The following is a 25,496-nucleotide window of genomic DNA, read 5'->3' as shown; positions in this document are numbered from 1 at the left end:
CAAAAATGAAAAAGTTGTACATTTTCTCTGTACAGATTTATCAGGATGGTATAGATTCAATCACATCGATGTTACGAAAATGTTTGATAACGGTGGAAAATGATGCGTCGCAACTCAGTGCCTTCGACAACAGAACACGCTATCACGTTGTATTTTAACAAAAACAACATACCAACCAAGCAGGAGACGCTCGGGTTGATCGTCAGTGAAATTATCAAAGAAAACGTACAACTGAGCAGAATGACAATTTGTACAAAGCTTCTGCGACGCATTGAAGAGTCATCCTGTGAGCACGAAAAGGCACATTACAACGGTCTCATCGCCCTCTTCTTTGAGCGCTAACCTGAATTTTGATTGTGAAGTGACTACGTTGGTTACGCTGAGACAGAGATTGTATTTATCAGTACGCGATAACTAACCCAATGTTACGGCGTCAAGGCCGTAGCAGAGTGAGATAGACGTTATGCATAGAACTAAATTTGAACGACTTAAAGATGATTTAATTGGCGAGGCCGTGTTAACCATCCTCAAGGAAAACGGGCCTATCACCTTTGCATCTCTCGCTAATCGGCTCCTTGCGATGGCGAATGTTGAGTCAAATGATGAACGCAAAAATGCATTGATTGCCGCTGAAGATGAAGTGCGTCAGCGCATAACTGGCGTTTCGAAAGATCGTGGAAGAGTGATCGGGGATTATGACGTTGGTCGAATTCGTTCACTTTTTAAAAAAGACACGCTTCTTGCGCCCGACAAAAAACACTAATTTACGACCAACACGGTGACTACCATGAGCAAAGCAATTATACAGCAAGCCTATAATTTCGAAGCACTGCATGATAAAGGACTGGCCGAGCATTTTCTTAACGCGGGAAAGCATCTTTCTGATGAGGCTGAAGTGTTAGGATCGGCCATTCGGTGCATTATGCTTTGCGGGGATAACCTTTCAAATAAAGAGATTATCTTACAGCTGGTTCACGCCCTGGAAATTACGAAAGAGCCTGAAGCCTGCGATGTAATCCGTAATACGCTGGAAATTGTGGTAGGTTTCACGCGAGACGATATTTAACGCCTGATGTAAAAACTCTGAATTTGTGCGGGTGGGCAGCGAGGGAAAATTGCGCCCTGCTGCCCGCCAGCCACTTTTGCCTTAGCTAAATAATCTCACCATACGATCTAATTCATCCTCTTTCACCGCCCGCGAGAGATAATATCCCTGGAAGCTTTTCAGTCCTAACGCGACAAGTTTTTCAAATTTCTCCTCGCTGTCCACGCCTTCTGCAACACATTCGCTTCCGGTTATATCGCTGTAAAACTGAATGGTTTTGATCAGATTATAGTCATTATCATTGGCGACAAACTGCTCGACGATATCGCGATCCAGTTTCAACCCGTCAAAATGCACCTGGCGAACCGGAAACATCACATGGTGATCCGAAAAACAATCGTCGAGGAATAATCTGCAGCCGGTATTGCGTATACGCTGCATGGTTTCCGGGATTGCTTTATCTTTTGTGACATCAATGGTTTCAGCAAACTCAAACACGAGTTTTGACGCCCACTGCGGTTGTAACAGCATTCCCGTCGCTTTTTTTGCCATGCCCGGCAAGGCATTACCTGAAGCCAGTTGCGGCGGAATATTCACCGAAAAATAGAATTTACCATTGTATTTATTGATACCGGAGACAGCCGCGTGGATCACCAGCGCGGTGATTTTTAGCCATATTTCCACGCTGGAAATGTCTGTCATAAACTCGGTTGGCTTTAAGACTTTACCGTTATTGTTCCAGCGTAACAAAATTTCAAAGCCCACCCCTTTTTTAAAGCGATCGGTGATAATTTGATACACCGGGAATATTTCCCGTCTCAGTAACGCATTGAAGATTTCCACTTCGCGCGATGAAAGCCCCTCTCCCTGCATATCCTTGTGGGTACTCTCTTCCATTCTGAACAAATTACGGTCGCTTAACCAGGGTTTTATCAGGTGTAATTTCCTTACCCCTTCCTTTCGGTGAGTGTAAAGCGTTTTGTTCGACAGCCCCAAATTCTCACACTGGACTTTTATGGAAATTCCGCGGTAGAAATTCAGTAACACGTCAAGCTCGCGCCGGGTTAATCCTTTCATTGTGCCTTTATATTCACAGTAAAACGATTTTTTACTTAATAATTGCGAACGCGTCTGGCGCAGGCCATCACTTGTTTTAACAGAGTTGATCACATCAATGAGCGTAGCCACGCGCACCATAGAGAGCGTATTTTTATTATCAACCATATTTTCCAGTGTCCGATACAGCCAGCTATCGGGTATCTGGCCGTAGAGCGTCACCGTGCGGATCACCGGCAGCGAATTGAGGAGCGTGGCCAATTTCTTGAGCGTATCCAGTAAGTTAACCACATCATGATCAAGAAAGACCGATATCTCAGCACACTGATTTATAACGATATTCTTAATATCACTCTGGGCAATTGTTTCCCCATTAAATCGTATTTGCGAAGCCATAATCCCCTGCTCTTTTAGAAACAGGCTATATCCTTGATAGGTGAAACTGCAGGCTGAGATAACGAATTTTTGCTCAAGGCTGGCAGAAACGTCGAACGTATTTTGATGGGCCATGGTTGCTCCTGAAGACAAAAAGGCGATCCTTTCTGACAGAAGACGATTCTGAGAGAAATACGGAACTGAGGATAGAAAATAACAACAATGATTTAACCTGGTGCATATATTTATCTTACAGCACGCGCGATGGTTAATATACTGTTATCCTGCGATCTGGCCTGAACATCTTTGGGTTAATCATCTTCCGTATCCATAAGCGCAATAAATATATCTTTCTTTTCAAATAACGACGGTAAATATTCTTATGTCGGGGTATAATAAAATTCCGAAAAGAAGACTGGATCCTTCATTTAATCGGTTCGTTCAAATAAAGAGAAAATGCTATGGATAATCATATCTCATCCAGGGCCTTGCTACATCGAAGGGATGTCATCAAGAATAACCCCCGATTTAGCGAGGCAATACGCGAGCACTACACCATCAACGATGCCATCTATAAAAAGCAACCCTTGTTTTACAAAACCATGCTTCAGGAATCCCGATTCAATATTATTCTCTCGATGTGTTGTTTCATCTTTGGCAATCAGGCCGAGTCGGTTTCAGAGATAAAAGAGTTATGTTCCCGTTATAAAATTGCCAGTCCTAACAGCGTTATTGCGATAATCACTCTGCTTCGAACGACCGGGCGAATCAAAACCTGGCGCTGCACCGAAGATCGACGCAAAACCAATATTGCCCCCACGCAAAAAGGACTGGAGGAACTCAAACGTTATATGTCCGGCGCATTTGTGCCCGTCAGTATTCTGTACCCAGCGTTTAACATTGATGTCAACTTACTGGATCATGACGTTTCGCGGAATAATTTCTTCCGCCGGGCGGCGGAATATCTTTTTCGGGGTTTAACCTTCAGGAAGATCTTGCCTGAAGTCGGACTGTTTATTGATAAAGACGGCGGACGCATGATTATGCTGTATCTGTATTTACAGGCCGTCAAAAACAAAACCGCACACGGCGCAATCATTGAGTATTCACCTGCAACGCTTGCAAAAGAGTTTTTTGTATCACGTATTCATGTGACCCGCATTATCAAGGCAGCGCAAGAAATGGGATATTTGAAAGATCGGGGTGACGGGCGGATGGCGATATACCCGGCATTTATTGAACTGGTCGAAAATTATGCCGCGTTATATTTTGCCTATGTCACACACTACATTAATATTGTCCCAAAAGAACGACGTACTGCACACATCATAACAACAACCGTATAAACTGACTGGCGTCCGGTCTCCCGAACGCCAGCATTTTTATCTTTCCCGCAACGCCTCTTTCGCTTTGTTCAACGGTTTCAGCAGATAATCCATAATCGTTTTGCTTCCCGTTTTGATATCGACGGTGGCGATCATGCCGGGGAAAACCGGAAATGCCTTGCCCTGTTTGTTGGTCAGATGATTACTGTCGGTGCGGATATAAACGCGGTAGTAATACACATCCCTTTTCACTTCATCCTGCAGCGTGTCCGGCGAAATCATCGTCACCTCACCTTCCAGCCCGCCATAGATGGAGTAGTCATAGGCGGTAATTTTTACCAGCGCCTTCTGTCCCGGATGGATAAACGCCACGTCGCGCGGAGAGATTTTCGCCTCAATCACCATCTGGTCGTCAAGCGGCACCAGGCTCATCAGTTTACCGTTGGGTGGAATGACGCCGCCCACCGTGGTCACGTCGATATCTTTAACAATCCCCCGGACCGGCGCGTTAAAGGTCAGGCGCGTCAGAGAATCCTCGCGCCCTTTCATCACCGAACGTTGCGCTTCTATTTCCGCGTTAGCCTTTGAAAGCTCCTCGCGGGCGCGGACGTAATACTGGTTTTTCATCTCGGTGATTTTGCTCTCAAGCTCATTCTTCTGACGCTCAAGACGCAACACTTCTACCTTACTGGCTGCGCCCTGGGTCACCAGCGGGCGGGTTAAGGCCAGTTCGCGCTGCACAAGCTCAGCCCCCTGACGCAGGCCGGCTAACCCTTTATCCAGGCTCTCTCGGCGCGACTGATACAGTGCCGTTTCCTGTTTTACCAGTTCAACGTCATCGTCCAGCTCATCCGGGAACACCAGCGCCGTGTTGTTTACCTCGGCATTAAGACGCGCGGCGGTGGCCAGCGCGGCATTCAGCCGGGATTCACTTTCCAGCACGCTGGATTCGGTTTTGGTGCGGTCCAGCTGCGCCAGCTGCTGACCGCGCTCGACGATATCACCCTCGCGCACCAGCAGGCTATGGATAATCCCCCCCTCGAGCGACTGAATCACCTGCTCGTGGGAGGACGGGATCACTTTGCCGCTACCGGTGGTCACTTCATCCAGCTGGAACAGACTCGCCCAGATGATGAACGCCGCCAGCAGCGCAAACAGCGACCATGCCACCAGCGTTGAGCGCGGCAGGCGCGGCTCTTTCAGACGGCTGTTATAACGCGTTAAATCATTCATGCTACGCCCTCCTCAGCCACCGGTGCGGGTTTCAGGGCGACGGTACGCTGCGGCGTTTTTTGCGCCGCCATTCCATGCTGACGCAGGATGGCATCGCGAGGGCCGTCCATCACAATCTTGCCGTTTTCCAGCACGATAATACGGTCCACCAGCTCCAGAATCGGCAGTCGGTGGGTAGCCACCACCAGCGTACGACGTTTGCCCAGCCACTGATGAAGATGCTGGATAACGTGCTTCTCGCTCATCTCATCCAGCCAGGCGGTAGGTTCATCCAGCAGCAAAATATTCGGCGAGGTAATGAGCGCGCGCGCCAGCAGCAGTGCCTGACGCTGACCGCCCGATAAGCCAGCGCCCCCCTCGTTGATGATGTAGTTCAGCCCCATCTTCTGCTTGCGGACAAACTCCAGCGCGCCGCTGTTCACCAGCGCCTGATGGATCTCATCATCGGTCGCCAGCGGGTTGCCCATCACAATGTTGTCGCGTATGGAGCCAAAGAACAGCCGCGCCTGCTGGCTCAGCAGCTGCATATCCCGGCGCACGTCGGCCGGATCAAGGTGGTTTAGCGCAATGTCATCCAGCAGGATGCTGCCCTGCTGAGGCTCCTGCATCCCCGCCAGCACCTGCAGCAGCGTGCTCTTGCCCGAACCGTTACGCCCCAGCACCGCGATGCGCTCCCCGGCGCGGATCGTCAATTTGCTGATGCTCAGCACCGTAAGTTTCTCTTCGTCGTCGTACCAGAACCCGACATCGTTGAGCGCATAGTCGCCGCGCAGATGCGCCTTGTGCACCTTTTTGCCCTGCTGCGGGTCGTCAATCGGGCGCTGCATCAGTTCATCCAGCCCCTTGCGCGCCACTTTTGCCGACTGCCAGCGTGACAGCACACCTGAGATCTGCGATAACGGCGCAATGGTGCGCGAGGCCAGAATAGAGGTCCCCACCAGCGCACCGGTGGTCATGTCGCCCGCGATCACCAGATAACAGCCCACCAGCAGAACCACGGCATAGACGATGGACTGCACTTCCTGGGTCCAGGTCAGCAGTAGGCCCGTCAGCCAGCGCTGCTTCATGCCGACGCTTGCCGCGACGTCGTTGGTGTTATTCCACTGATTCTGGAAACGCTGTTCCGCCCGCATCAGCTTGATGTCTTCGATGCCCTGCACCGCTTCAACCAGCGTTGCGTTGCGGATAGCGGATTCACGCATCCCCTCGCTGGAGAGTTTCCCCAGCGGACGCTGTACCAGCAGGCCGGGGATCAGCAGCAGCGGCACGGCGAGCAGCACCACCAGCACCAGCGGGCCGCCAATCATCCACAGAATGAAAACAAACAGCAGGAAGAACGGCAGATCGGAGATCGCCGCAATGGTGGTTGAGGTAATCAGCTCACGCACCGACTCCAGCTCGCGGATCTGCGCGATAAACGAGCCGGTGGATTTTGAGCGCGCGCCGTTTTTGATCCGCAACGCATGGGCAAACACGCGCTCGGAGATGCGCAGGTCGGCGCGCTTACCGATGACATCGGAAATGTGGACCCGCAGCATGCGCATGATGAACTCGAACAGAATGGCCACCATCACGCCGCCAAACAGCACCCACAGCGTCGCTTCCGACTGCGACGGCACCACGCGGTCATACACCTGCATCGAGAAAATCATCCCGGACAGCGCCAGCACGTTAGCCACCAGCGCGACCAGCATGATATCGCTGTAGCGCCGCCAGTCTTTCAGCGCCAGCTGCCAGAACCAGTTTTTCTCGTAGGGTTTAATGTAATCATCGACGCGGGCATCCGGGGTGGACTCCAGTGGGCGCAACACCAGGAGCGCTTTTAAACGCGTTCCCAGCGCGTCACGCGTCAGCGTGGTCTCCAGACCACCGTCGCCGCTAAACTGCAGGCTCACGTTCCCTTCGCTGTCCATACGGTTAATGACCGCAATCTGTCCGCCTGTGAACTCGGCCAGCATCGGCAGACGCCACGGATCGAGTGACGCCGTCTCTGCCGCCACTATACGCATCCCCAGCCCGAGCTGACGCGCCATCTCTTCCAGCACCAGTTGGCGTGGAGAGTGGCTCTCATGGTTAATCGTGACCCGAACATGCTCCGCCGAGAAATCAAGCCGATAGTGTTTCGCGATGATAAGCATGCCCTGCAACCAGGGTTCGTACTGCGGATGAGTCTTCATAATGCTACGTCCTGTCCAGTGCGGTGATTTCGCACCGAAATGATACCTTTACGGAATGATTAAAATTCGAACACTTGTTAAACGAGCCGGCAAAATAATCGGTTTAACTGCACGCAACGCGCGGCGGGGATCGCTCCCCGCCGCATCGTTTAGGCAATTAACAGCTGATGGTTCGCCAGCAATGTCGCCAGGTCGGTTTGCACCCCGTTCAACGTCACAAGCGTCGTGGGCGAGAAATTGCCGCCGCTACCGTCCAGGTCAACCTGGATCTCGGTATTGCTGCCGTTTTGCACCACACGGATGTAGTCGGTGATGTTGCCCGCGCTGCTGTCCAGCGTCGCCACGCCGTTCACATAGCTCGCCGAGCCGGTGCCGGTATAGCCGCTACCGGAAAGCAGATCGCGCAGATCGATACGATCCGTGTCCGCTGTCCCCTCCCAGGTCCCTACGGTGAAGCCGTTCACCACGTCGCTGCCGTTACCGCCCGTGGCGTCCGACGCGTTGATCAGCTTGTAGAGCAAGGTGTCGTGGCCGCCGCTACCGATGTTGAAGGTGTCGTTGCCGCCGCGTCCTTCGAACTGGTTATCACCGCTGTTACCGGTGAACACGTCGTCGTGGTTCGAGCCTGCAACCCCTTCAATATTCACCAGCGTCGCGGTGTTGAAGCCGGTGTTTTGCGCCGTCGTCAGCCCCAGATTCACGTTTACTCCCGTGGTGGCGTTGATGTAATCCACCACGTCCATACCGCCGGTGCTGCTCCAGGTATCGTGATCGGACGTCGTCGACCAGCCGCCGGAGCCGTTGTAGGTATAGGTACCCGCTTCGGCGATGAAGGTGTCGTTATAACCCGTCCCGACAATCGTCCCGCTGTGGCCTCCGGTGGCGGCTTCTGCGGTCAGCACGTAGCCTTCCTTGCCGTTGCCCGCTTCCAGCCCGTCCCAGGTGACGTTACTGGAGACGCCGTTGGTCGCCCGCACCAGCACCGCGTGGTAGGTCTCATTGGCGTCCAGGCCGTAGAAGCTGATCAGCGACGAGGAGTCGTTAATCCCCATCCCTGACTGCGCGTTCAGGATCTGGCTGGCGACCAGATGGCCCGCAGAGTTGTACAGCTGAACGGTGTTGCCAAAGAAGGCGTTGATCCCTTCGCTGTCGACAATCTTCAGATGCATGGCCGTACCCGGCGCAACGGTGTTGGTGTTGCGCTCCAGGATCACGCTGCCGTTCTGGCGGAAGATCAGCAGATCCTGCGCGCCGTCCCAGTCGTAGTCGAGCCGCGCCGCGCCGGACACCTGCGTGGAGGTGGCAGTGCTGAACTTCGACGCCGTGAAGCTTGCCGAGCCCGGCATGCCATCGTTGGTGTAAAGCCATGACTGCCCGCTGTTGGCCAGCTTGATGATGTCCATCTTGCCGTCCATGTTCCAGTCCACCGCCACGCTGACGTTACCGACGAATTTGTCCGTGGTCGCGGTGCCCACCGCGGTGCCCGCCAGCAGATTGCCGGTGCCGTCGTTCAGCATCAGCACGCCGCCAGTGTTGGTGCCGCTGGAGGTGCGGTACATGCTCATGTACAGATCCATGTAGCCGTCACCGTTGAAGTCACCCCAGGTCATGCTGACGGCGTTGGTCGCCGCGCCGGAGCCGGTAGCGCTGTACATGGTGTTGATGAAGTTCTGCCCCCAGGTAAACGAGCCGTCCCCTTGGTTGAACATCGTCGACAGCGCGTAGTTGTTACTGCCGTTAGTGGTGTGCTGGGCGATATCCACCTTACCGTCGTTGTCTAAGTCGACGCCGGAGACTTCAATCAGGCTGTTGTAGTTACCCACCTTCGAGCCGGACACAAAGGTGCCGTAGGTTCCGGCCTTCGAGCTACCGACCAGCGTCCCATTGTTGTTCAGCATAAAGGTGCTGGAGTCCGGGCCACCCGCATCGCCGACCACAAAGTCCGTGTAACCGTCACCCTGAATATCAATCGCCACCACCGCGCCATACCAGACCAGCGCCCCAAAGCCGCTGAGCGAAGTCGAGGTGTAGGTGCCGTCGCCATTGTTAATCAACTGCTGCATGTAGCTGTAGTTGGTGCTTTCGGCCAGGATGTCGTTCAGGCCGTCACGGTTGATATCCGCGTACGTGCCGGAGGTGTAGGTCCCGGTCATCGTAAAGTTGCTTCCCACCGTCCACGAGTTGCGGCTGTCGGCATTCGCCGACGCGATTTGCTGGTTTGCCGTGACCGTCCACAGGCCGTCCGAATCCAGCATGTAGCTCGCGGCGTTCGACGAGCCTGAACTGGTCGTCGTGAAGCCCAGCGTGATCGCCTCATCATTACCAATCACGAGGCTTCCCGTGGTGGTGCCGGTCGAGTTGCCGTTGCCCGCGCTGCTCTTCACCTGCGCCGTCACGTCATAGCTCTTCACGGTCAGCGCATCGCTGTCCGGGATTTGCAGATACCAGGTGTTATTGTCCGGGTCGACCACCACCGCACCGCCCGCTTCGGAGGTGTAGGTTTTACCGTTGACGGTAACGACCAGATATTCCCCGTTGGTCAGCACCGCCGACACGGTGCCGTTCAGAATCGGCGTCGTGTCCGGCGTCGTCTGGGCGGCAATGGTCGCCGTGGTAGTCGGAATGCTGGTATCGACCTTCAGCACAAAATCATTCGAGTCGGTGTAGTTCCCCGCCACGTCGGTAATACGCAGAACGTAGTTATGGTTACCGTCGCGCAGGCCGCTGTCCTGGAAGTACCAGCTGGTCGCGCCGTTCATGGTGACCTGGCCCAACAGGACCCCGTCGCGATACAGTTGCGCAATTTCACCGGCCGCCAGCCCCTGGTTCAGGGTGCCGCTGATGAGCGGCGTGGTGTCATCCGTCGAGACATTTTCACCAAAGACCCCGGTACGCTCGCCGTCGGTATCGGTATAGCTGACGATCGTGCCCTTCGTCACCGGCGGCGTGGTGTCTACCGTCACCACCTGCTGTGCGGTTGAGCCGACGTTGCCTGCCTGATCAATGATGCGCACCTGGTAGGTGTAATCATTGTCGGTCAGCGTGCGCGTATCGGTGTAGCTCCACTGGGTATGGTTCACCGTAACGTCGATCCAGGTTGCCCCGCCGTCCAGGCTGATCTGCACCCGTTCATCGCTGCGCAGCTCGCTGCCAAGCGTGCCGCTCACCGTCAGCGAGGTATCGTTGGTGATGAAATCGCTGCCGGACTGCCCGGTATCGTCGCTGATGGCGTCAATGGTGATGCCGTACTGCGGCGCTTTGGTGTCCACGGTCACCACCTGCGAGGTGGTTGCTCCGACGTTGCCTGCCTGATCCACCACGCGAACCTGATAGTCGTGATCGCCATCGGCGAGGGTGCGCGTATCGGTATAGCTCCAGCTCGTGCCGTTAACCTTCGCGTAAACCCAGGTCGTGCCGCCGTCGAGGCTAACCTGTACGTACTCATTGTTGCCCAGCGCCGCGCCGAGCGTGCCGTTCAGGGTGTACGACGTTTGGCTGGTCAGGAAGTCGTTATCATCAAAACCGGTATCGACGGTGATGTTATCCACGGTCACGGTGATCGCCGCGTCTGGCGCAATGGTATCCACCGTCACCTGCTGGTGCGCAGACTCGCCCACGTTGCCGGCCGCATCAATCACGCGTACCCAGTAGTCATAGGTCTGGTTACCCAGCGTGCGGCCATCGACATAGTACCAGGTCTTGCCGACCACGATGACGTTCTGCCAGGTGTTGCCGCCGTCGAGGCTGATCTGCACGCCTTCACCGTCGGCCAGCGTCGCGCCGAGCGAGCCGTGCAGCGTCAGCGAGGTGTCATTGGTCACGAAGTCGCTGTTGCTCAGGCCCGTATCATCACTGATGCTGTCGATAGAGACGGTTTTGCTGGCGTCCGGCGCCACGGTATCAATGGTCACCACCTGACTGGTGGTGGCGCTGATATTGCCCGCGTCGTCGATCACCCGCAGCTGGTAGTTGTAGTCGCCGTCGGCCAGGGTGCGACCATCGACGTAGGTCCAGGTCAGCCCGCTGACGTTCACATCAATCCATGTCGTTCCGCCGTCAATGCTGATCTGCGCGTGCTCGCCGCGGCCCAGCGCCGCACCGAGCGTCCCGTTCAGCGTGATTTGATTATCGCTGGTGATAAAGTCGCTGTCGGACAACCCGGTATCCTGCGTCACGGCATCCACGGTGATGGTGGTTGCCGCCGGCGCGGTGAGATCGACCACCACATCCTGGCTGTCGGTTGCGCCGACGTTGCCCGCGTTATCGATAACCCGTACCTGATACTGATAAGTGCCGTCGGTCAGGTTGCGGCCATCGGCGTAGCGCCAGGTCGTGCCGGTGACGGTCAGGTCTATCCAGGTGACGCCGCCGTCGAGGCTGATCTGCGCCTTCTCGTTGTTGCCGAGTTGCGCGGTCAGCGAGCCGTTAACCACCACGTTTTTGTCGTTGGTGATGAAATCACTCGCGCTCAGGCCAGTGTCGTTTTGCAGCGAGTCGATGCTGATGCCCATCGACGGCGGGGTCAAATCGATCGTGACCGTGTGGTCCGCGCTCGCGCCGTTGCCGATCGCGTTGCTGACCTGAGCGTTAATCACGTAAGCGCCGCCGTCCGCCAGCGCCGTCACGTCCGCGCTGCCAACCGTGTAGCTCCAGCTGCCGTCGCTCTGTACGGTCGTGGTGTAGGTTTTGCCGTTCAGCGTAATGGTCACCGTCTGGCCCGCTGGCGCGCTGGTCGTACCGCTGACGACCAGCGGCGTGCCGTGCTCCGCGGCATTCACGATGTCGTCCTGCGCAAAGGTATTGATAGCAATCGTCGGCACGTCGCCGCTCAGCGTGACGTCGTGCGTCGCGCTGCCCGGGTTGCCTGCCTTATCGGTTACCGATGCGGTAAGGGTGTATTTACCGTCGGCGAGGCCCACCAAATCGTGCCCTTCCACGAAGACCGACCACGTGCCGTCCGCGCCAACGGTGGCCTGGTAGCTGTGGCCGTTAAAGGTCACGGTCACCGTTTGCCCCTGCTCGGCGGTAGTGGTCCCGCTGACGGTTTGTCCCGCCTGCTGTTCCGCGTTGTTGACGATATTGTCGTCCGCCACCGTATTGATGGTGACGGTTGGCGCGACGGTATCTACCGTCAGGGTATGCGAAGCATCGCCGCTGTTGCCTGCCTTATCGTTGACCGAGGCGGTCACGGTGAGCGCGCCCTGGCTCAGGGAGGCAAGATCGGCCGCCGGAACGTCCAGCGTCCAGGTGCCGTCGGCCTTCACCAGCGCGGTGTAGGTTTTGCCGCCGAGCGTAACGGTGACCGTCTGCCCGGCCTCCGCGCTGCTCGAGCCGTGAACGGTCAGCGGCTGCTGCGCTTCCGCCGCGTTGAGCATATCGTCGCCGGAGATCGCCGCGATGCTCACTACCGGCGGGGTGATGTCCACGCTCACGCCGTGCGTCGCCGACGCACTATTACCCGCGCTATCCTGCGCCGATGCGGTGACCTGATAGCTCGAACCGTCCGCCAGGGCGCCCACGTCCGCTGCCGGAACCGTCGTGCTCCAGGAACCGTCGCTCTGTACCGTCGCCGTGTAGGACTTGCCGTTCAGCATCACCGTCACCTTCGTGCCACTGGCGAACTGGGCGCTGGAACCGCTGATGACCAGCGAGCTGCCCGCTTCGGCGGCGTTAATCACGTCGTCACCGCTAATGGTGTTGACGGTCAGCGCAACCGCGGCGGTATTGACCATCACGTCGTGGGTCTGGGTGCTGCTGTTGCCCGCGCCGTCGGTGATGGTCGCGCTGATGGTCACTTTACCATCCGCCAGGGCCGAGATGACGCTGGCCGGAACGCCCACGCTCCAGCTGCCGTTGGCGTCAACGGTAGTGGTGTACTGCTTGCCGTCAATCGTAACGACCAGCTTATCGCCCGCGGACGCGCCGGTGGCGGTGCCGCTCACGATCTGCGCCTGCCCGTGCTCAACGCCGTTGATCACGTCGTCGCCCGCTACGGCGTTGAAGCTGATGGTCGGCGGCATGGTGTCGAGGGTGATGGCCTTGTCCGCGCTGCCCGGGTTGCCCGCCGCGTCGCTGACGCTCACCTGCACGGTGTAGCCGCTGTCGGCAAGCGCCGCCAGGTCGTTCGCAGGAACGTCAACGCGCCACGCGCCGCCCTGCCCGACCTGCGCGGTATAAGATTTGCCGCCCAGCGTCACGGTGACCGTCTGGCCCACTTCCGCGGTAGTGGTGCCGGTAATCGCTACGCCCGCCGCCGCTTCGCTGCCGTTGATCACGTTGTCGGCCGCAACGGTGTCAATCGTGACCGTTGGTGCAGTCGCATCCACGCTGTATTCGCGGCCCGCCGAGGCGCCGTTGCCGTTCACGTTGCTCACGCTTACCTGAACGCTGGCGTCGCCATCCTTCAGGCCCGCCAGATCCGTCGACGGCACGGTAGTGGTCCACTTGCCGTCCGCATCCACCTTCGCGGTGTAGGTTTTCCCGCCGAAGGTGATGGTCACGGTCTGGTTTGCTTCCACGTTGGTGGTCAGACCGGACAGCACCAGGTCCGCGCCTTTCTCCGCGGCGTTGATCACGTCGTCGGTGGCGATGGCATTAATGCTGATGGCAACTGCCGCCAGATCCACCGTCACGTCGTGGCTGATGGTGACCGGGTTGCCCGCGGTGCTCTGGCCCGCCACGGTAATCGTCACGCTGCCCGCCGCCAGCGCGCCCACGTCCGCAGACGGAACCGCCGCGCTCCAGGTGCCGTCCGCCAGCACGGTCGCCGGGTAGGTTTTGCCGTTGACGGTGACGGTCAGGGCGGTGCCCACCGTAAGGCCGTCGCTGCTGCCGGTAATGATCAGGTTCTGGCCGTGCTCGATGCTGTTGATCACGTCGTCGCCTGCCACCGTGTCCACGCGCAGGCCCGGCAGGTTGGCGTCGATGGTGATGTCGCGCTCGCCGCTGCCGGTGTTGCCGTGGCCGTTAGTCACGCTCGCGGTCACGGTCAGATCGCCGTTGCCGAGCGCCTTCAGCACGTCAGCCGAGACGTTCACGGTCCAGGTCAGATCGCTCTGCACAACGGCGGTGTAGGTGTTGCCGCCGATCTTCACGGTCACGGTGTTGCCCGCTTCCGCGTGGGCAACCCTGCCGCTGATGCTTTGATCCACCGCCACCTCGGCAGCGTTGATGATGTTATCCGTGGCGATGGCATTGATCGTCACGGTCGGCAGGGCGGTGTCCACCTGCAGGTGCGCGGTATTGCTGATGCCGTTGCCGACGCCGTTGGTCGCCGCCGCGCTCAGGGTGTAGTTCGCCTCGCCCAGCGCCGCCAGATCCGCCGCCGGCACCGTCAGGCTCCAGCTGCCGTCTGCCGCCGTAGTCGCTGTGTACTGCTTGCCGTTCAGGGTCACGGTGACCGTGGTGCCCGCGCTCAGGTTGGCGCTGGTGCCGCTCACGCTCAGATCCTGGCCTTTTTCCACCGCGTTCAGCACGTTATCGCCGGAAATCGCGTCGAAGTTCAGCGACGGCAGGCCGGTCTCCACGGTTACGTCGTGGGTGCCGCTGCCGGTGTTGCCCGCCGCGTCGGTCACGCTGACGCTGACCGTCACCTTGCCGTCGGAGAGCGCGGAAATCACGCTCGCCGGCACGCCGACGCTCCAGTTCCCCGCCGCGTCCAGCACGGTGGTGTAGTCCTTGCCGCCAATGCTCACGGTGACCTTATCACCCGCCGCCGCGCCGGTCGCCGAGCCGCTGATAATCTGCGCCTGGCCGTGCTCGGTGGCGTTGATCACGTCGTCGCCCGCGATGGTGTTGATGGTCACCACCGGAACGGTCGCGTCCACCGTGACGTTGTGGTTAGCCGAGGCCGGGTTGCCCGCCTTGTCAGAAACGGAGGCGGTGATCGTCGCCGTGCCGTCCGCCAGCGCGCCGACGTCCGCCGCCGGAACGTCCAGCGTCCAGCTGCCGTCCGCACCCACGTTCGCGGTATAGGTTTTGCCGTTCAGGCTGACGGTCACCGTCTGGCCCGCTTCGGCCGTGCTGGTGCCGCTGACGGTCAGCGCGGATTTCGCTTCCGCCGCGTTGAGCACGTCGTCCCCGGCGATCGTGTTAATGGTGACCGACGGCGCGGTCGCGTCCACGCTGTACTCGCGTCCTGCGGAGGCGCCGTTGCCGTTCACGTTGCTCACGCTTACCTGCACGCTGGCGTCGCCGTCCTTCAGCCCCGCCAGATCCGCCGACGGCACGGTGGTGGTCCACTTGCCGTCCACGTCCACCTTCGCGGTGTAAAGCTTGCCGCCGATGCTCACGGTCACGGTCTGGCCCGCCTCGACGTTAAGCGTCGTGCCGGACAGCACCAGGTCCGCACCCTTCTCCGCCGCGTTGATCACGTCGTCGGAAGCGATGGCATCGATGCTGATGGCGACCGTTGCCAGATCTACCGTCACGTCGTGGCTGATGGAAATCGGGTTACCCGCCGCGCTGTCGCCGGAGACGGTGATTTTTACCGTGCCTTCAGCCCAGGCGCCCACGTCCGCAGACGGAACCGCCGCGCTCCAGGTGCCGTCCGCCAGCACGGTCGCCGGGTAGGTTTTGCCGTTGACGGTGACGGTCAGCGCCGTGCCCGCCGTCAGGCCGTCGCTGCTGCCGGTAATGATCAGGTTCTGGCCGTGCTCGATGCTGTTGATCACGTCGTCGCCTGCCACCGTGTCTACGCGCAGGCCCGGCAGGTTGGCGTCGATGGTGATGTCGCGCTCGCCGCTGCCGGTGTTGCCGTGGCCGTTGGTGACCGTCGCAACGATCGACAGGCTGCCGTTGCCCAGCGCCTTAAGATCGTCCGCAGAGACGTCAACCTTCCAGGTCAGATCGCTCTGCACGGTGGTGGTGTAGGTGTTGCCGCCGATCTTCACGGTCACGGTGTTGCCCGCTTCCGCGTGGACGACCTTGCCGCTGATGCTCTGATCCACCGCCACCTCGGCGGCGTTGATCACGTTGTCGCCCGCCACGGTGCTGATGGTCACGGTCGGCAGGGCGGTGTCCACCTGCAGGTTTGCGGTGTTGCTGATGCCGTTGCCGACGCCGTTGGTCGCCGCCGCGCTCAGGGTGTAGTTCGCCTCGCCCAGCGCCGCCAGATCCGCCGCCGGAACCGTCAGGCTCCAGCTGCCGTCCGCCGCCGTGGTGGCGGTGTACTGCTTGCCGTTCAGGGTCACGGTAACCGTGGTGCCCGCGCTCAGGTTGGCGCTGGTGCCGCTCACGCTCAGATCCTGGCCTTTTTCCACCGCGTTCAGCACGTTATCGCCGGAAATCGCGTCGAAGTTCAGCGACGGCAGGCCGGTCTCGACGGTCACGTCGTGGGTGCCGCTGCCGGTGTTGCCCGCCGCGTCGGTCACGCTGACGCTTACCGTCACCTTGCCGTCGGAGAGTGCGGAAATCACGCTCGCCGGCACGCCGACGCTCCAGTTGCCCGCCGCGTCCAGCACGGTGGTATAGTCCTTGCCGCCGATGCTCACGATGACCTTATCGCCCGCTGCCGCGCCGGTCGCCGAGCCGCTGATAATCTGCGCCTGGCCGTGCTCGGTGGCGTTGATCACGTCGTCGCCCGCGATGGTGTTGATGGTCACCACCGGAACGGTCGCGTCCACCGTGACGTTGTGGTTAGCCGAGGCCGGGTTGCCCGCCTTGTCGCTCACGGAGGCTGTCATCGTCGCCGTGCCGTCCGCCAGCGCGCCGACGTCCGCCGCCGGAACGTCCAGCGTCCAGCTGCCGTCCGCACCCACGTTCGCGGTATAGGTTTTGCCGTTCAGGCTGACGGTCACCGTCTGGCCCGCTTCGGCCGTGCTGGTGCCGCTGATGGTCAGATCCGCTTTCGCTTCCGCCGCGTTGAGCACGTCGTCTCCGGCAATCGTGCCGATGGTGACGGACGGCGCGGTGGCATCCACGCTGTACTCGCGGCCCGCGGAGGCGCTGTTGCCGTTCACGTTGCTCACGCTTACCTGCACGCTGGCGTCGCCGTCCTTCAGGCCTGCCAGATCTGCCGACGGTACGGTGACCGTCCACTTATCGTTCGCGTCGACCTTCGCGGTGTAGGTTTTCCCGCCAAAGACGATCGTGACGGTCTGGTTCTCTTCCACCTGCGCGGTGGTGCCGGAGAGCACCAGATCGGTTCCTTTCTCCGCGGCGTTGATCACGTCGTCAGAGGTGATGGCGTCGATGCTGATGGCGACCGCCGCCAGATCCACGGTGACGTTATGGCTGATGGTGACCGGGTTGCCCGCGGTGCTCTGGCCCGCCACGGTAATCGTCACGCTGCCCGCTGCCAGCGCGCCCACGTCCGCAGACGGAACCGCCGCGCTCCAGGTGCCGTCCGCCAGCACGGTCGCCGGGTAGGTTTTGCCGTTGACGGTGACGGTCAGGGCGGTGCCCACCGTCAGGCCGTCGCTGCTGCCGGTGATAATCAGGTTCTGCCCGTGCTCGATGCTGTTGATCACGTCGTCGCCCGCGACGGTATCCACGCGCAGGCCCGGCAGGTTGGCGTCAATGGTGATATCACGATCCGCCGAGCCGGTGTTGTTCACGCTGTTGGTGACACTCGCGGTGACGGTCAGATCGCCGTTGCCCAGCGCCTTGAGGTCGTCCGCGGAGACGTCCACTTTCCAGGTCAGATCGCTCTGCACCGTGGTGGTGTAAGTTTTGCCGCCCACGGTCACCGTTACGGTGTTGCCCGCTTCGGCGTTGATGACTTTCCCGCTGATGGACTGACCCGCGTTGACTTCGCCCGCGTTGATCACATCATCCGTTGCGATGGCATTGATGCTCACGCCAGGCAGCACGGACTCAACGGTCACGGTATGCGACGCGCTGCCGCTGTTGCCCACAGCGTCCGTCGCCGACGCGGTAACGGTGTACAGGGCTTCACCCAGCGCACCGACCTGTTCAGCCGGAACGGTGGTTGACCACTTGCCGTTCGCGTCTACCGTCGCGCTGTAGGCTTTGCCGTTCAGCATCACCGTGACGACGGCGCCCGACGCAAGGCCGGTCGCGGTGCCGCTAATCACCAGATCCTGCGTCTTCTCAACGCTGTTGATCACGTTGTCGTCGGAGACGGTGTCGATGGTCAGCACCGGGGCGGTCAGGTTCACCTTAACGTTGTGCGTTTCGCTGTCGCTGTTCCCCGCCCTGTCGGTGACGGAGGCGGTAATGGTGTAATCCCCGGCGACCAGCGCGCCAACGTCGGCAGCCGGGACCCCGATGGTCCACTTGCCCGCCGCGTCCAGCGTCGCGGTGTAGGATTTATTGTTGATGGTCACGGTCACCACGTCGCCCGCCGCCGCGCCGGTGGCGCTGCCGCTCACGGTCAGCGCCTGGCCGTGCTCCACGCTGTTGATCACGTCATCGCCGGAGACGGCGTTGATGGTGAGTTGCGGCACGGTGGTATCCACCAGCACGTCGCGCGTGGTGGAGGCCGGGTTGCCCGCCTTGTCTGCCACCGAGGCCCCGATGGTGTAGTTGCCGTCAGCCAGCGCGCCGACATCCGCCGCTGGGACATCCAGCGTCCAGGTGCCGTCCGCGCCCACGGTGGTGGTCCAGGACTTGCCGCCAAGGGTAACGGTCACCGTCTGGCCCGCTTCGGCATTGCTGGTGCCGTGAACGGTCAGGGCAGACTGCGCCTCTGCCGCATTGATGATGTTGTTATCGCTGACGATATCAATCGCCACCGACGGCGCGGTGGCGTCCACGCTGTACTCGCGGCCCGCCGTCGCGCTGTTGCCGTTTACGTTCGTTACGCTCACCTGCACGCTGGCGTCGCCGTCCTTCAGGCCGGTCAGATCCGCCGACGGCACGGTGGTGGTCCACTTGCCGTCCGCATCCACCTTCGCGGTGTAGGTTTTACCGCCGAAGGTGATGGTGACGGTCTGGTTTTCTTCCACGTTGGTGGTGAGGCCGGACAGCACCAGGTCCGCGCCCTTCTCCGCGGCGTTGATCACGTCGTCGGTGGCGATGGCGTTCACGCTGATGGCAACGTCGGCCAAATCGACGGTGACGCCGTGGCCGATAGAGACCGGATTTCCGGCGCTGCTCTGGCCTTCAACGGTGATGGTCAGCTTGCCCGCCGCCAGCGCGCTCACGTCCGCAGAAGGAACCGCCGCGCTCCAGGTGCCGTCCGCCAGCACCACGGCCGGGTAGGTTTTGCCATTGACGGTGACGGTAAGCGCCGTGCCCGCCGTCAGGCCGTCGCTGCTGCCGGTGATAATCAGGTTCTGGCCGTGCTCAATGCTGTTAATTACGTCGTCGCCTGCCACCGTGTCCACCCGCAGGCCCGGCAGGTTAGCGTCGATGGTGATATCGCGATCGCCGCTGCCGGCGTTGCCGTGGCCGTTGGTGACGCTCGCGGTGACGGTCAGATCGCCGTTACCCAGCGCTTTCAGGTCGTCCGCGGTGACGTCTACTTTCCAGGTCAGATCGCTCTGCACCGTGGTGGTGTAGGTGTTGCCGCCAATGGTGACCGTCACGGTGTTGCCCGCTTCGGCGTTTGCTACCTTGCCGCTGATGGTCTGGCCTGCCGCCAGCTCCTGGGCGTTAATCACGTCGTCGGTAGCAATGGCGTTGATGGTGACGACCGGCAGGGCGCTGTCCACCTGCACGCTATGGGCGGCGCTGGTGGCGTTGCCTGCGGCGTCGGTCACGGAGGCGCTTACCGTGTAATTTGCTTCGCCGAGGCCGCTGACGGCGGAGGCCGGCACGGTGACCTTCCAGCTGCCGTCCGCCGCCGTGGTAGCGGTGTAGTTAATGCCGTTCAGGGTTACCGTCACGGTGGTGCCCTGCGGCTGGTTGCTGGTGCCGGAAAGCACCAGGTCGGCCCCTTTTTCCAGGGCGTTAATTACGTCATCACCGGCGATGGTGTTGATGGCAAGCGTCGGCGCGGTCAGGGCGACGCCGAGATCGTGCTGTGCGCTGCCGCTGTTGCCCGCCTTGTCCGTCACCGTCGCGGTCAGGGTGTAGTCGGTGTTGGCCAGCGCCCCGACGTCTGCAGCCGGAACGCCCACGCTCCAGCTGCCCGCCGCGTCGAGAATGGCGGTATAGTCTTTACCGTTCAGGTTGACGGTCACGACGTCGCCCGCCTGCGCGCCCGTCACCTTCCCGGAGACGATCAGCGCCTGGCCGTGCTCGGCAAGGTTAATCACGTCGTCGTCCGCGAGGGTGTCGAAGGTGATTTTCGGCACGGTAGTGTCCACCAGCACCGAGGTATTGGCGCTGGCCGGGTTGCCCGCCTTGTCGGAAACGGAGGCGGTAATGGCCGCATTGCCGTCGGCGATGCCCGCCATATCCGCCGCCGGAACGTTCAGCGACCAGGTGCCATCCGCCTGTACCTGCGCGGTGTACTGCTTGCCGTTAAAGGCAACGGTGACGGTTTGTCCCGCCTGCGCGCTGGAGGTGCCGCTCAGGGTCAGATCGGCCCCGGCCTCCGCGGCGTTCAGCATGTTGTCGCCGCTGACGGTATCAATGGTAACCGTTGGCGCGGTCGCGTCCACGCTGTACTCACGGCCCGCCGTAGCGCCGTTGCCGTTCACGTTGGTGACGCTCACCTGCACGCTGGCGTCGCCGTCCTTCAGCCCCGCCAGATCCGCCGACGGCACGGTGGTGCTCCACTTGCCGTCCGCGTCCACCTTCGCGGTGTAGGTTTTCCCGCCGAAGGTGATGGTCACGGTCTGGTTTTCATCCACGTTCGCCGTGGTGCCGGACAGCACCAGATTCTGGCCTTTTTCCGCCGCGTTGATCACGTCGTCGGTGGCGATGGCGTCAATGCTAATCGCGACCGGCGCCAGATCGACGTCGACGATCGTACCGATGTTCACCGGGTTCTGTGCGCTGTCCTGCGCGCTGGCGGTAATCGTCAGTTGGCCGTCGGCCCACTGGCCCACGTCCGCCGCCGGAATTGCCGCCTGCCAGGTGCCGTCCGCCAGCACGGTGGCCGGGTAGTCTTTGCCGTTCACGTTGACGGTGACGATGCTGCCCGCCGCCAGATCGGTGCTGGAGCCGGAGATAATCAGGTTCTGGCCGTGCTCGATGATGTTGATCACGTCATCGCCCGCCACGGTGTCGAAGCGCAGGCCCGGCAGCTGGGCGTCGATGGTGATATCCAGCGTGGAAGAGCCGGTGTTGCCGTGGGCGTTGGTGACGCTCGCCGTCACGGTCAGGTCGCCGTTGCCGAGCGCGGTAAGCTGCGCGTCGGTCAGCGGCAGGCTCCAGGTGAGATCGTCCTGCACCACAGCGGTGTAGGTTTTGCCGCCGAGCGTCACGGTGACCGTATCGCCCGCCGCCGCGTTGCTAACCTTCCCGGTCAGCGACTGGCCCGCGGCCACTTCCGCCGCATTGACCACGTTGTCGCCCGCCAGGGTGTTAATGGTCACTACCGGCAGGGAGCTGTCCACCAGCACGTCGTGGCTGGCAGAGGCGGTATTGCCGACGCTGTCCGTGACGCTGGCGGTAACGGTATAGTTCGCTTCGCCCAGCGCGCCCACGGCGGAGGCCGGCACGTTGACGCTCCAGCTGCCGTCCGCCGCCGTCGTGGCGGTGTAGTGGATGCCGTTCAGGGTGAGCGTAATGGTCGTGCCCTGCGGCTGGTTGCTGGTGCCGGAGAGGCGCAGGTCGGCCCCTTTTTCGCTGGCGTTAATCACGTCATCCGCGGCCAGCGTGTCGATAGCAATGACTGGCGTAGAGGTGTTCACCACCACGTCCAGCGAGCCGCTGCCGGTGTTGCCCGATTTATCGGTCACGGTGACGCTGACCGGCCAGGTGCCGTCCGCCAGCCCCTGCACGACGGACGCAGGCAGGCCCAGGCTCCAGCGGCCCGCCGCGTCGACCACCGTGGTGTAGTCCACGTTATTGATGGTAATCGTGACGCGATCGCCCGCGTCCGCGCCGGTGACGGAGCCGCTCAGGATCTGCGCCTGCGAATGGGCGGTGTGGTTGATGGTGTTGGTGCTGGTGACGAAATCATCGATCGTCACCTGCGGCACGGTGGCGTCCACCAGCCCGATGCGGTCGACGCTGCTGCCGTTGCCCGCCACGTCGCTGACGCTGGCGGTCACGGTCACCTTGCCATCGGCCAGCGCGCCCACGTCGGCCGCCGGCACGTCCAGCTGCCAGGTTCCGCCGCTTTGCACCGTCGTCGTGTACTGCTTGCCGTTGAGGGTCACGGTGACGGTCTGGCCCACTTCGGCTGTGGTGGTTCCGCTCACGGTGAGCGATTGCTGCGCTTCGGCGGCGTTAATGATGTTGTCGGACGTCAGGTTGTCGAGGGTAATGGCCGGCGGCTGGGTATCTACCACAACCACGCGCGAGGCGTCGGCGCTGTTGCCGCTGACGTTGGTGACGCTCACGCTAATCTGCGCGCGGCCGTCGCTCAGGCCGTCCATCGCGGTTGCGGGAACGGTCAGGCTCCAGCTTCCGTCCTGCTGGACCTGCGCGGTGAAGGTCTGATCGGCGAATTTCACCACCACGGTCTGGCCCGCTTCCACGCCCTGCGTTTTGCCGGAGAGCGTCAGGTCGGCCCCCTTCTCGGCGGCATTGATCATGTCGTCCGCGCTGACCGTGTCCACGGTCACCGCAACGGCGTTGAGATCCAGCGCGATGTGGTGGTCAGCAGAGGCTTCGTTGCCCCACGTGTCTTTGGCGTAAATTTTTACGTCGATATCGCCCGCCGCCCAGTTCTGCAGATCCGCTGCCGGAACGCCGATCTGCCAGCTGCCGTTGGCCGTAATCACCGCCGGGTAGTCAATGCCGTTGATGGTGACGGTGACCTGCGCGCCTGCGGCCAAATGGCTGCTGGTGCCGGTGACGGTTAAATCCTGCTGCTGTTCGATGGCGTTGATCACGTCATCGCCGGAAATGGTGTTCACCCGCAGGCCCGGCTGGTTGGCGTTGATGTTGATATCGCGCTCGCCGCTGCCGGTGTTGCCGTGGCCGTTGGTGACCGAGGCCGTGAAGGTGAGATCGCCGTCGCCGAACTGGGTCAGATCCGCGGACGGAACGGTGACGCTCCACGTCAGATCGCTGCCGACCTTCGCGGAGTAGGTTTTCCCGCCCGCGCTGATGGTGACGGTATCGCCCGCCGCCGCGCCGGTCACGCGCCCGCTCAGGACCTGGTCGACGTTCACTTCGCTGGTGTTGACCAGGTTATCGCCCGCGAAGGTGTTAATAATCACCTGGGGGAGCGCGGTATCGACCAGCAGGTTCGCCTCAGCGGAGCCGGTATTGCCGACGCTGTCGGTGCCGCTGACGCTCACGGTGTACAGGGTATTCGCCAGGTTCAGCACGTCCGTCACCGGGACCTGCACCGACCAGACGCCGTTAGTCACGCTGGTCTGATAGTCAACGCCGTTAAGCGTTACGGTGATGGCGCTGCCGTTCGGCAGATTGCTGGTGCCACTCAGGCTCAGCGGCTGCATCGCCTCCTGGGCATTCAGCACATTGTCCTGGCTGATGGCATCAAGGGTGAATTCTGGCGGGTTGCCGCTCAGCGTAATGCCGTGCGTCGCGCTGCCGGTATTGCCTGCGGCATCGGTAACGGAAACCGACACGCTGTGTTTCCCTTCACCAAGCGCACCGATAACCGATGCCGGTACGCCCACGCTCCAGCTGCCGTCGGCCTGAACCACGCCGGTAAAGGTCTGGCCGCCTACGGTTACCGTGACGACGTCGCCCGCCGCCGCGCCGTTTGCATGGCCGGAGACGATCTGTGCCTGTGCCTGCTCGCTGGTATTCAGAACGTCGTCGCCCGCCACGGTATTGATTGTCACCACGGGAGCTGCGGTATCCACGCTGAAATCAGCGGTGGTGGAGGTGCCGTTCCCGGCTTTATCGCTGACGTTGACCGTCAGGGTGTGGTCACCATTGCCAAGCGCCTTAACGTCACTGGCAGGCAGGGTAACGGACCATGTGCCGTCGCTTCCTACCGTAGCGGTATGGTTTTTGCCGTTTAGCGTGACCGTCACAATCTGGCCCGCTTCCGCACTGGTTTTTCCGGTCAGCGTCAGCGCCTGATTGTGCTCAGCCGCATTGATGATGTTGTCATGCGCGAGGGTATCGACGGAAAGCGTCGGCGCGGCAGTATCTACGCCAATCGTCTGGCTGCCGGTCACGGTATTCCCCGCCGCGTCTTTGCCGCTGACGCTCACCGTCCAGGTGCCGTCGCCCAGCGCCTTTGCGTCTGCCGCAGGCACTTTTACGCTCCATGCGCCATTGGCTCCAACCTCGGTGGAATAAGTTTTGCCGTTCAGTGTCACCGTCAGGCTGGTGCCCTGCGCCAGATTTTTGCTGGCACCGGACAGGGTAAAGCCCGCCGCCTGTTCACTGGCGTTGATCACGTTATCACCCGCCGTGGTCGCCAGGGTCAGGCTCGCGTCTGCGGTGGAGACGGTCACGGTGATGCTGCCCGCAGAGGTCGTTTTACTGCCATCGATCTGCACGACGGACCAGGTGTGTTCCCCGTCGGTCTGCGCAGGCAGTTTTACCGTCCAGGTACCGTCTTTCGCCACCATCGCGCTGGCAATGGTGCTTCCGCTACTGTCTTTGATCTGAATGGTTGCGCCAGGCTGGCCGGTGCCGCTGAAGGTTGGGGTGTTATCATCCGTGACCTCTTTTGCACTCAGCACACCCTGCTTGTCACCCGCTTTGTCCGTCACCATAAAGGTCGGCGTTGCGCTCTCCACCTCTTTGGTGTTGTCGATGACGCGGGTTTTGGTTTCACCGTCCCCGCCATGCGCCAGCAGGGCACCTAATGCCCCCCCGCCGAGCGCCGCGCCCGCAATCCAGCCCCACGGCGCATCGCCGAGCACGCCGCCCTGCTCCATGAAAGGTTCAATGCTGCTAATCGGTGCCGCCTGCGCGGTCAGCTCGGCTGTCGCGACGCCGGTCACTTCTCCGGTGTCGGCAAAAGAAATATGGGTTAATTCCTGATTATCGTTAAACACCAGTTCAGAATGGTGGTGCGTCTCAGGATCTTCAGCGAAATAGTTATTGCAGCGGATCACGCTGCCATCTTTCATATAAATGAGCAGGTCTTTACCCTGGCGAACATAGCGCGCCACGTCCTGTGCAGAGCCCTGAATTTCAATCACGGCGGGCGATGAGATCGAGACCGACATATTTCCCTCGCCGGTTAATTTCGCCTTCTCCGCCGTTTTACGAATGATGACATCAACAACTTTTACGCTACTCATATTCTTCTCCTTGCAGGTGTACGGTGTCCTGTGAAAATGTCCACCCGATAGCTGTAACTAGCCCTGGGGATTACGCCCCATT

At 60.3% G+C, this 25,496-nt stretch carries 8 protein-coding genes and 1 pseudogene; 4 read left to right on the top strand and 5 right to left on the bottom strand.

Translation table 11 applies throughout. The annotated features are described in order from the left end of the window. Positions 1-99: 99 nt before the first annotated feature. From ycgZ to FFS28_RS01685, 3 genes are all read left to right on the top strand, one after another. Positions 100-342: a regulatory protein YcgZ gene (gene ycgZ / locus FFS28_RS21770; protein ID WP_006175164.1), complete on the top strand. Its 243-nt coding sequence runs from the start codon at positions 100-102 to the stop codon at positions 340-342. 121 nt (positions 343-463) lie between these two features. Then, positions 464-763, top strand: a complete 300-nt coding sequence (locus tag FFS28_RS01690) for a hypothetical protein (protein ID WP_006175163.1) — start codon at positions 464-466, stop codon at positions 761-763. A gap of 24 nt (positions 764-787) precedes the next feature. Next, positions 788-1,066 (top strand): biofilm development regulator YmgB/AriR family protein, encoded by a 279-nt coding sequence (locus FFS28_RS01685; RefSeq protein ID WP_137848578.1) that lies wholly within the window; start codon positions 788-790, stop codon positions 1,064-1,066. An 81-nt stretch (positions 1,067-1,147) separates the two neighbouring features. Here FFS28_RS01685 and FFS28_RS01680 read toward each other — a convergent pair whose 3' ends face one another. Next, a complete protein-coding gene (locus FFS28_RS01680; protein WP_137848577.1) occupies positions 1,148-2,611 on the bottom strand; it encodes an EAL domain-containing protein in 1,464 nt (487 codons plus the stop codon). A 326-nt stretch (positions 2,612-2,937) separates the two neighbouring features. On the opposite strand from FFS28_RS01680, the gene FFS28_RS01675 reads away from it, so the two are divergent. After that, positions 2,938-3,822, top strand: a complete 885-nt coding sequence (locus FFS28_RS01675; protein ID WP_137848576.1) for a MarR family transcriptional regulator — start codon at positions 2,938-2,940, stop codon at positions 3,820-3,822. A 36-nt stretch (positions 3,823-3,858) separates the two neighbouring features. Here the strand turns inward: FFS28_RS01675 and FFS28_RS01670 are convergent, their stop codons facing one another. From FFS28_RS01670 to FFS28_RS21900, 4 genes and pseudogenes are all read right to left on the bottom strand, one after another. After that, positions 3,859-5,034 (bottom strand): HlyD family type I secretion periplasmic adaptor subunit, encoded by a 1,176-nt coding sequence (locus FFS28_RS01670; RefSeq protein WP_137848575.1) that lies wholly within the window; start codon positions 5,032-5,034, stop codon positions 3,859-3,861. Then, complete coding sequence (locus FFS28_RS01665; RefSeq protein WP_137848574.1) at positions 5,031-7,211, bottom strand: type I secretion system permease/ATPase; 2,181 nt, start codon at positions 7,209-7,211, stop codon at positions 5,031-5,033. The genes FFS28_RS01670 and FFS28_RS01665 overlap by 4 nt, the downstream gene beginning before the upstream one ends. 149 nt (positions 7,212-7,360) lie before the next feature. After that, positions 7,361-22,819, bottom strand: a complete 15,459-nt coding sequence (locus FFS28_RS01660) for a beta strand repeat-containing protein (protein WP_502704961.1) — start codon at positions 22,817-22,819, stop codon at positions 7,361-7,363. An 84-nt stretch (positions 22,820-22,903) separates the two neighbouring features. Beyond that, a pseudogene (locus FFS28_RS21900) lies at positions 22,904-25,339 on the bottom strand (Ig-like domain-containing protein); the annotation flags it as partial. Positions 25,340-25,496: the final 157 nt, after the last annotated feature.

It is taken from the genome of Enterobacter sp. 2VL (genome assembly GCF_005503595.1).
Taxonomy (GTDB): domain Bacteria; phylum Pseudomonadota; class Gammaproteobacteria; order Enterobacterales; family Enterobacteriaceae; genus Enterobacter; species Enterobacter cancerogenus.
The sequence above is the reverse complement of the archived record's forward strand: the minus strand, read 5'-3'. Positions and strand labels throughout refer to the sequence as shown.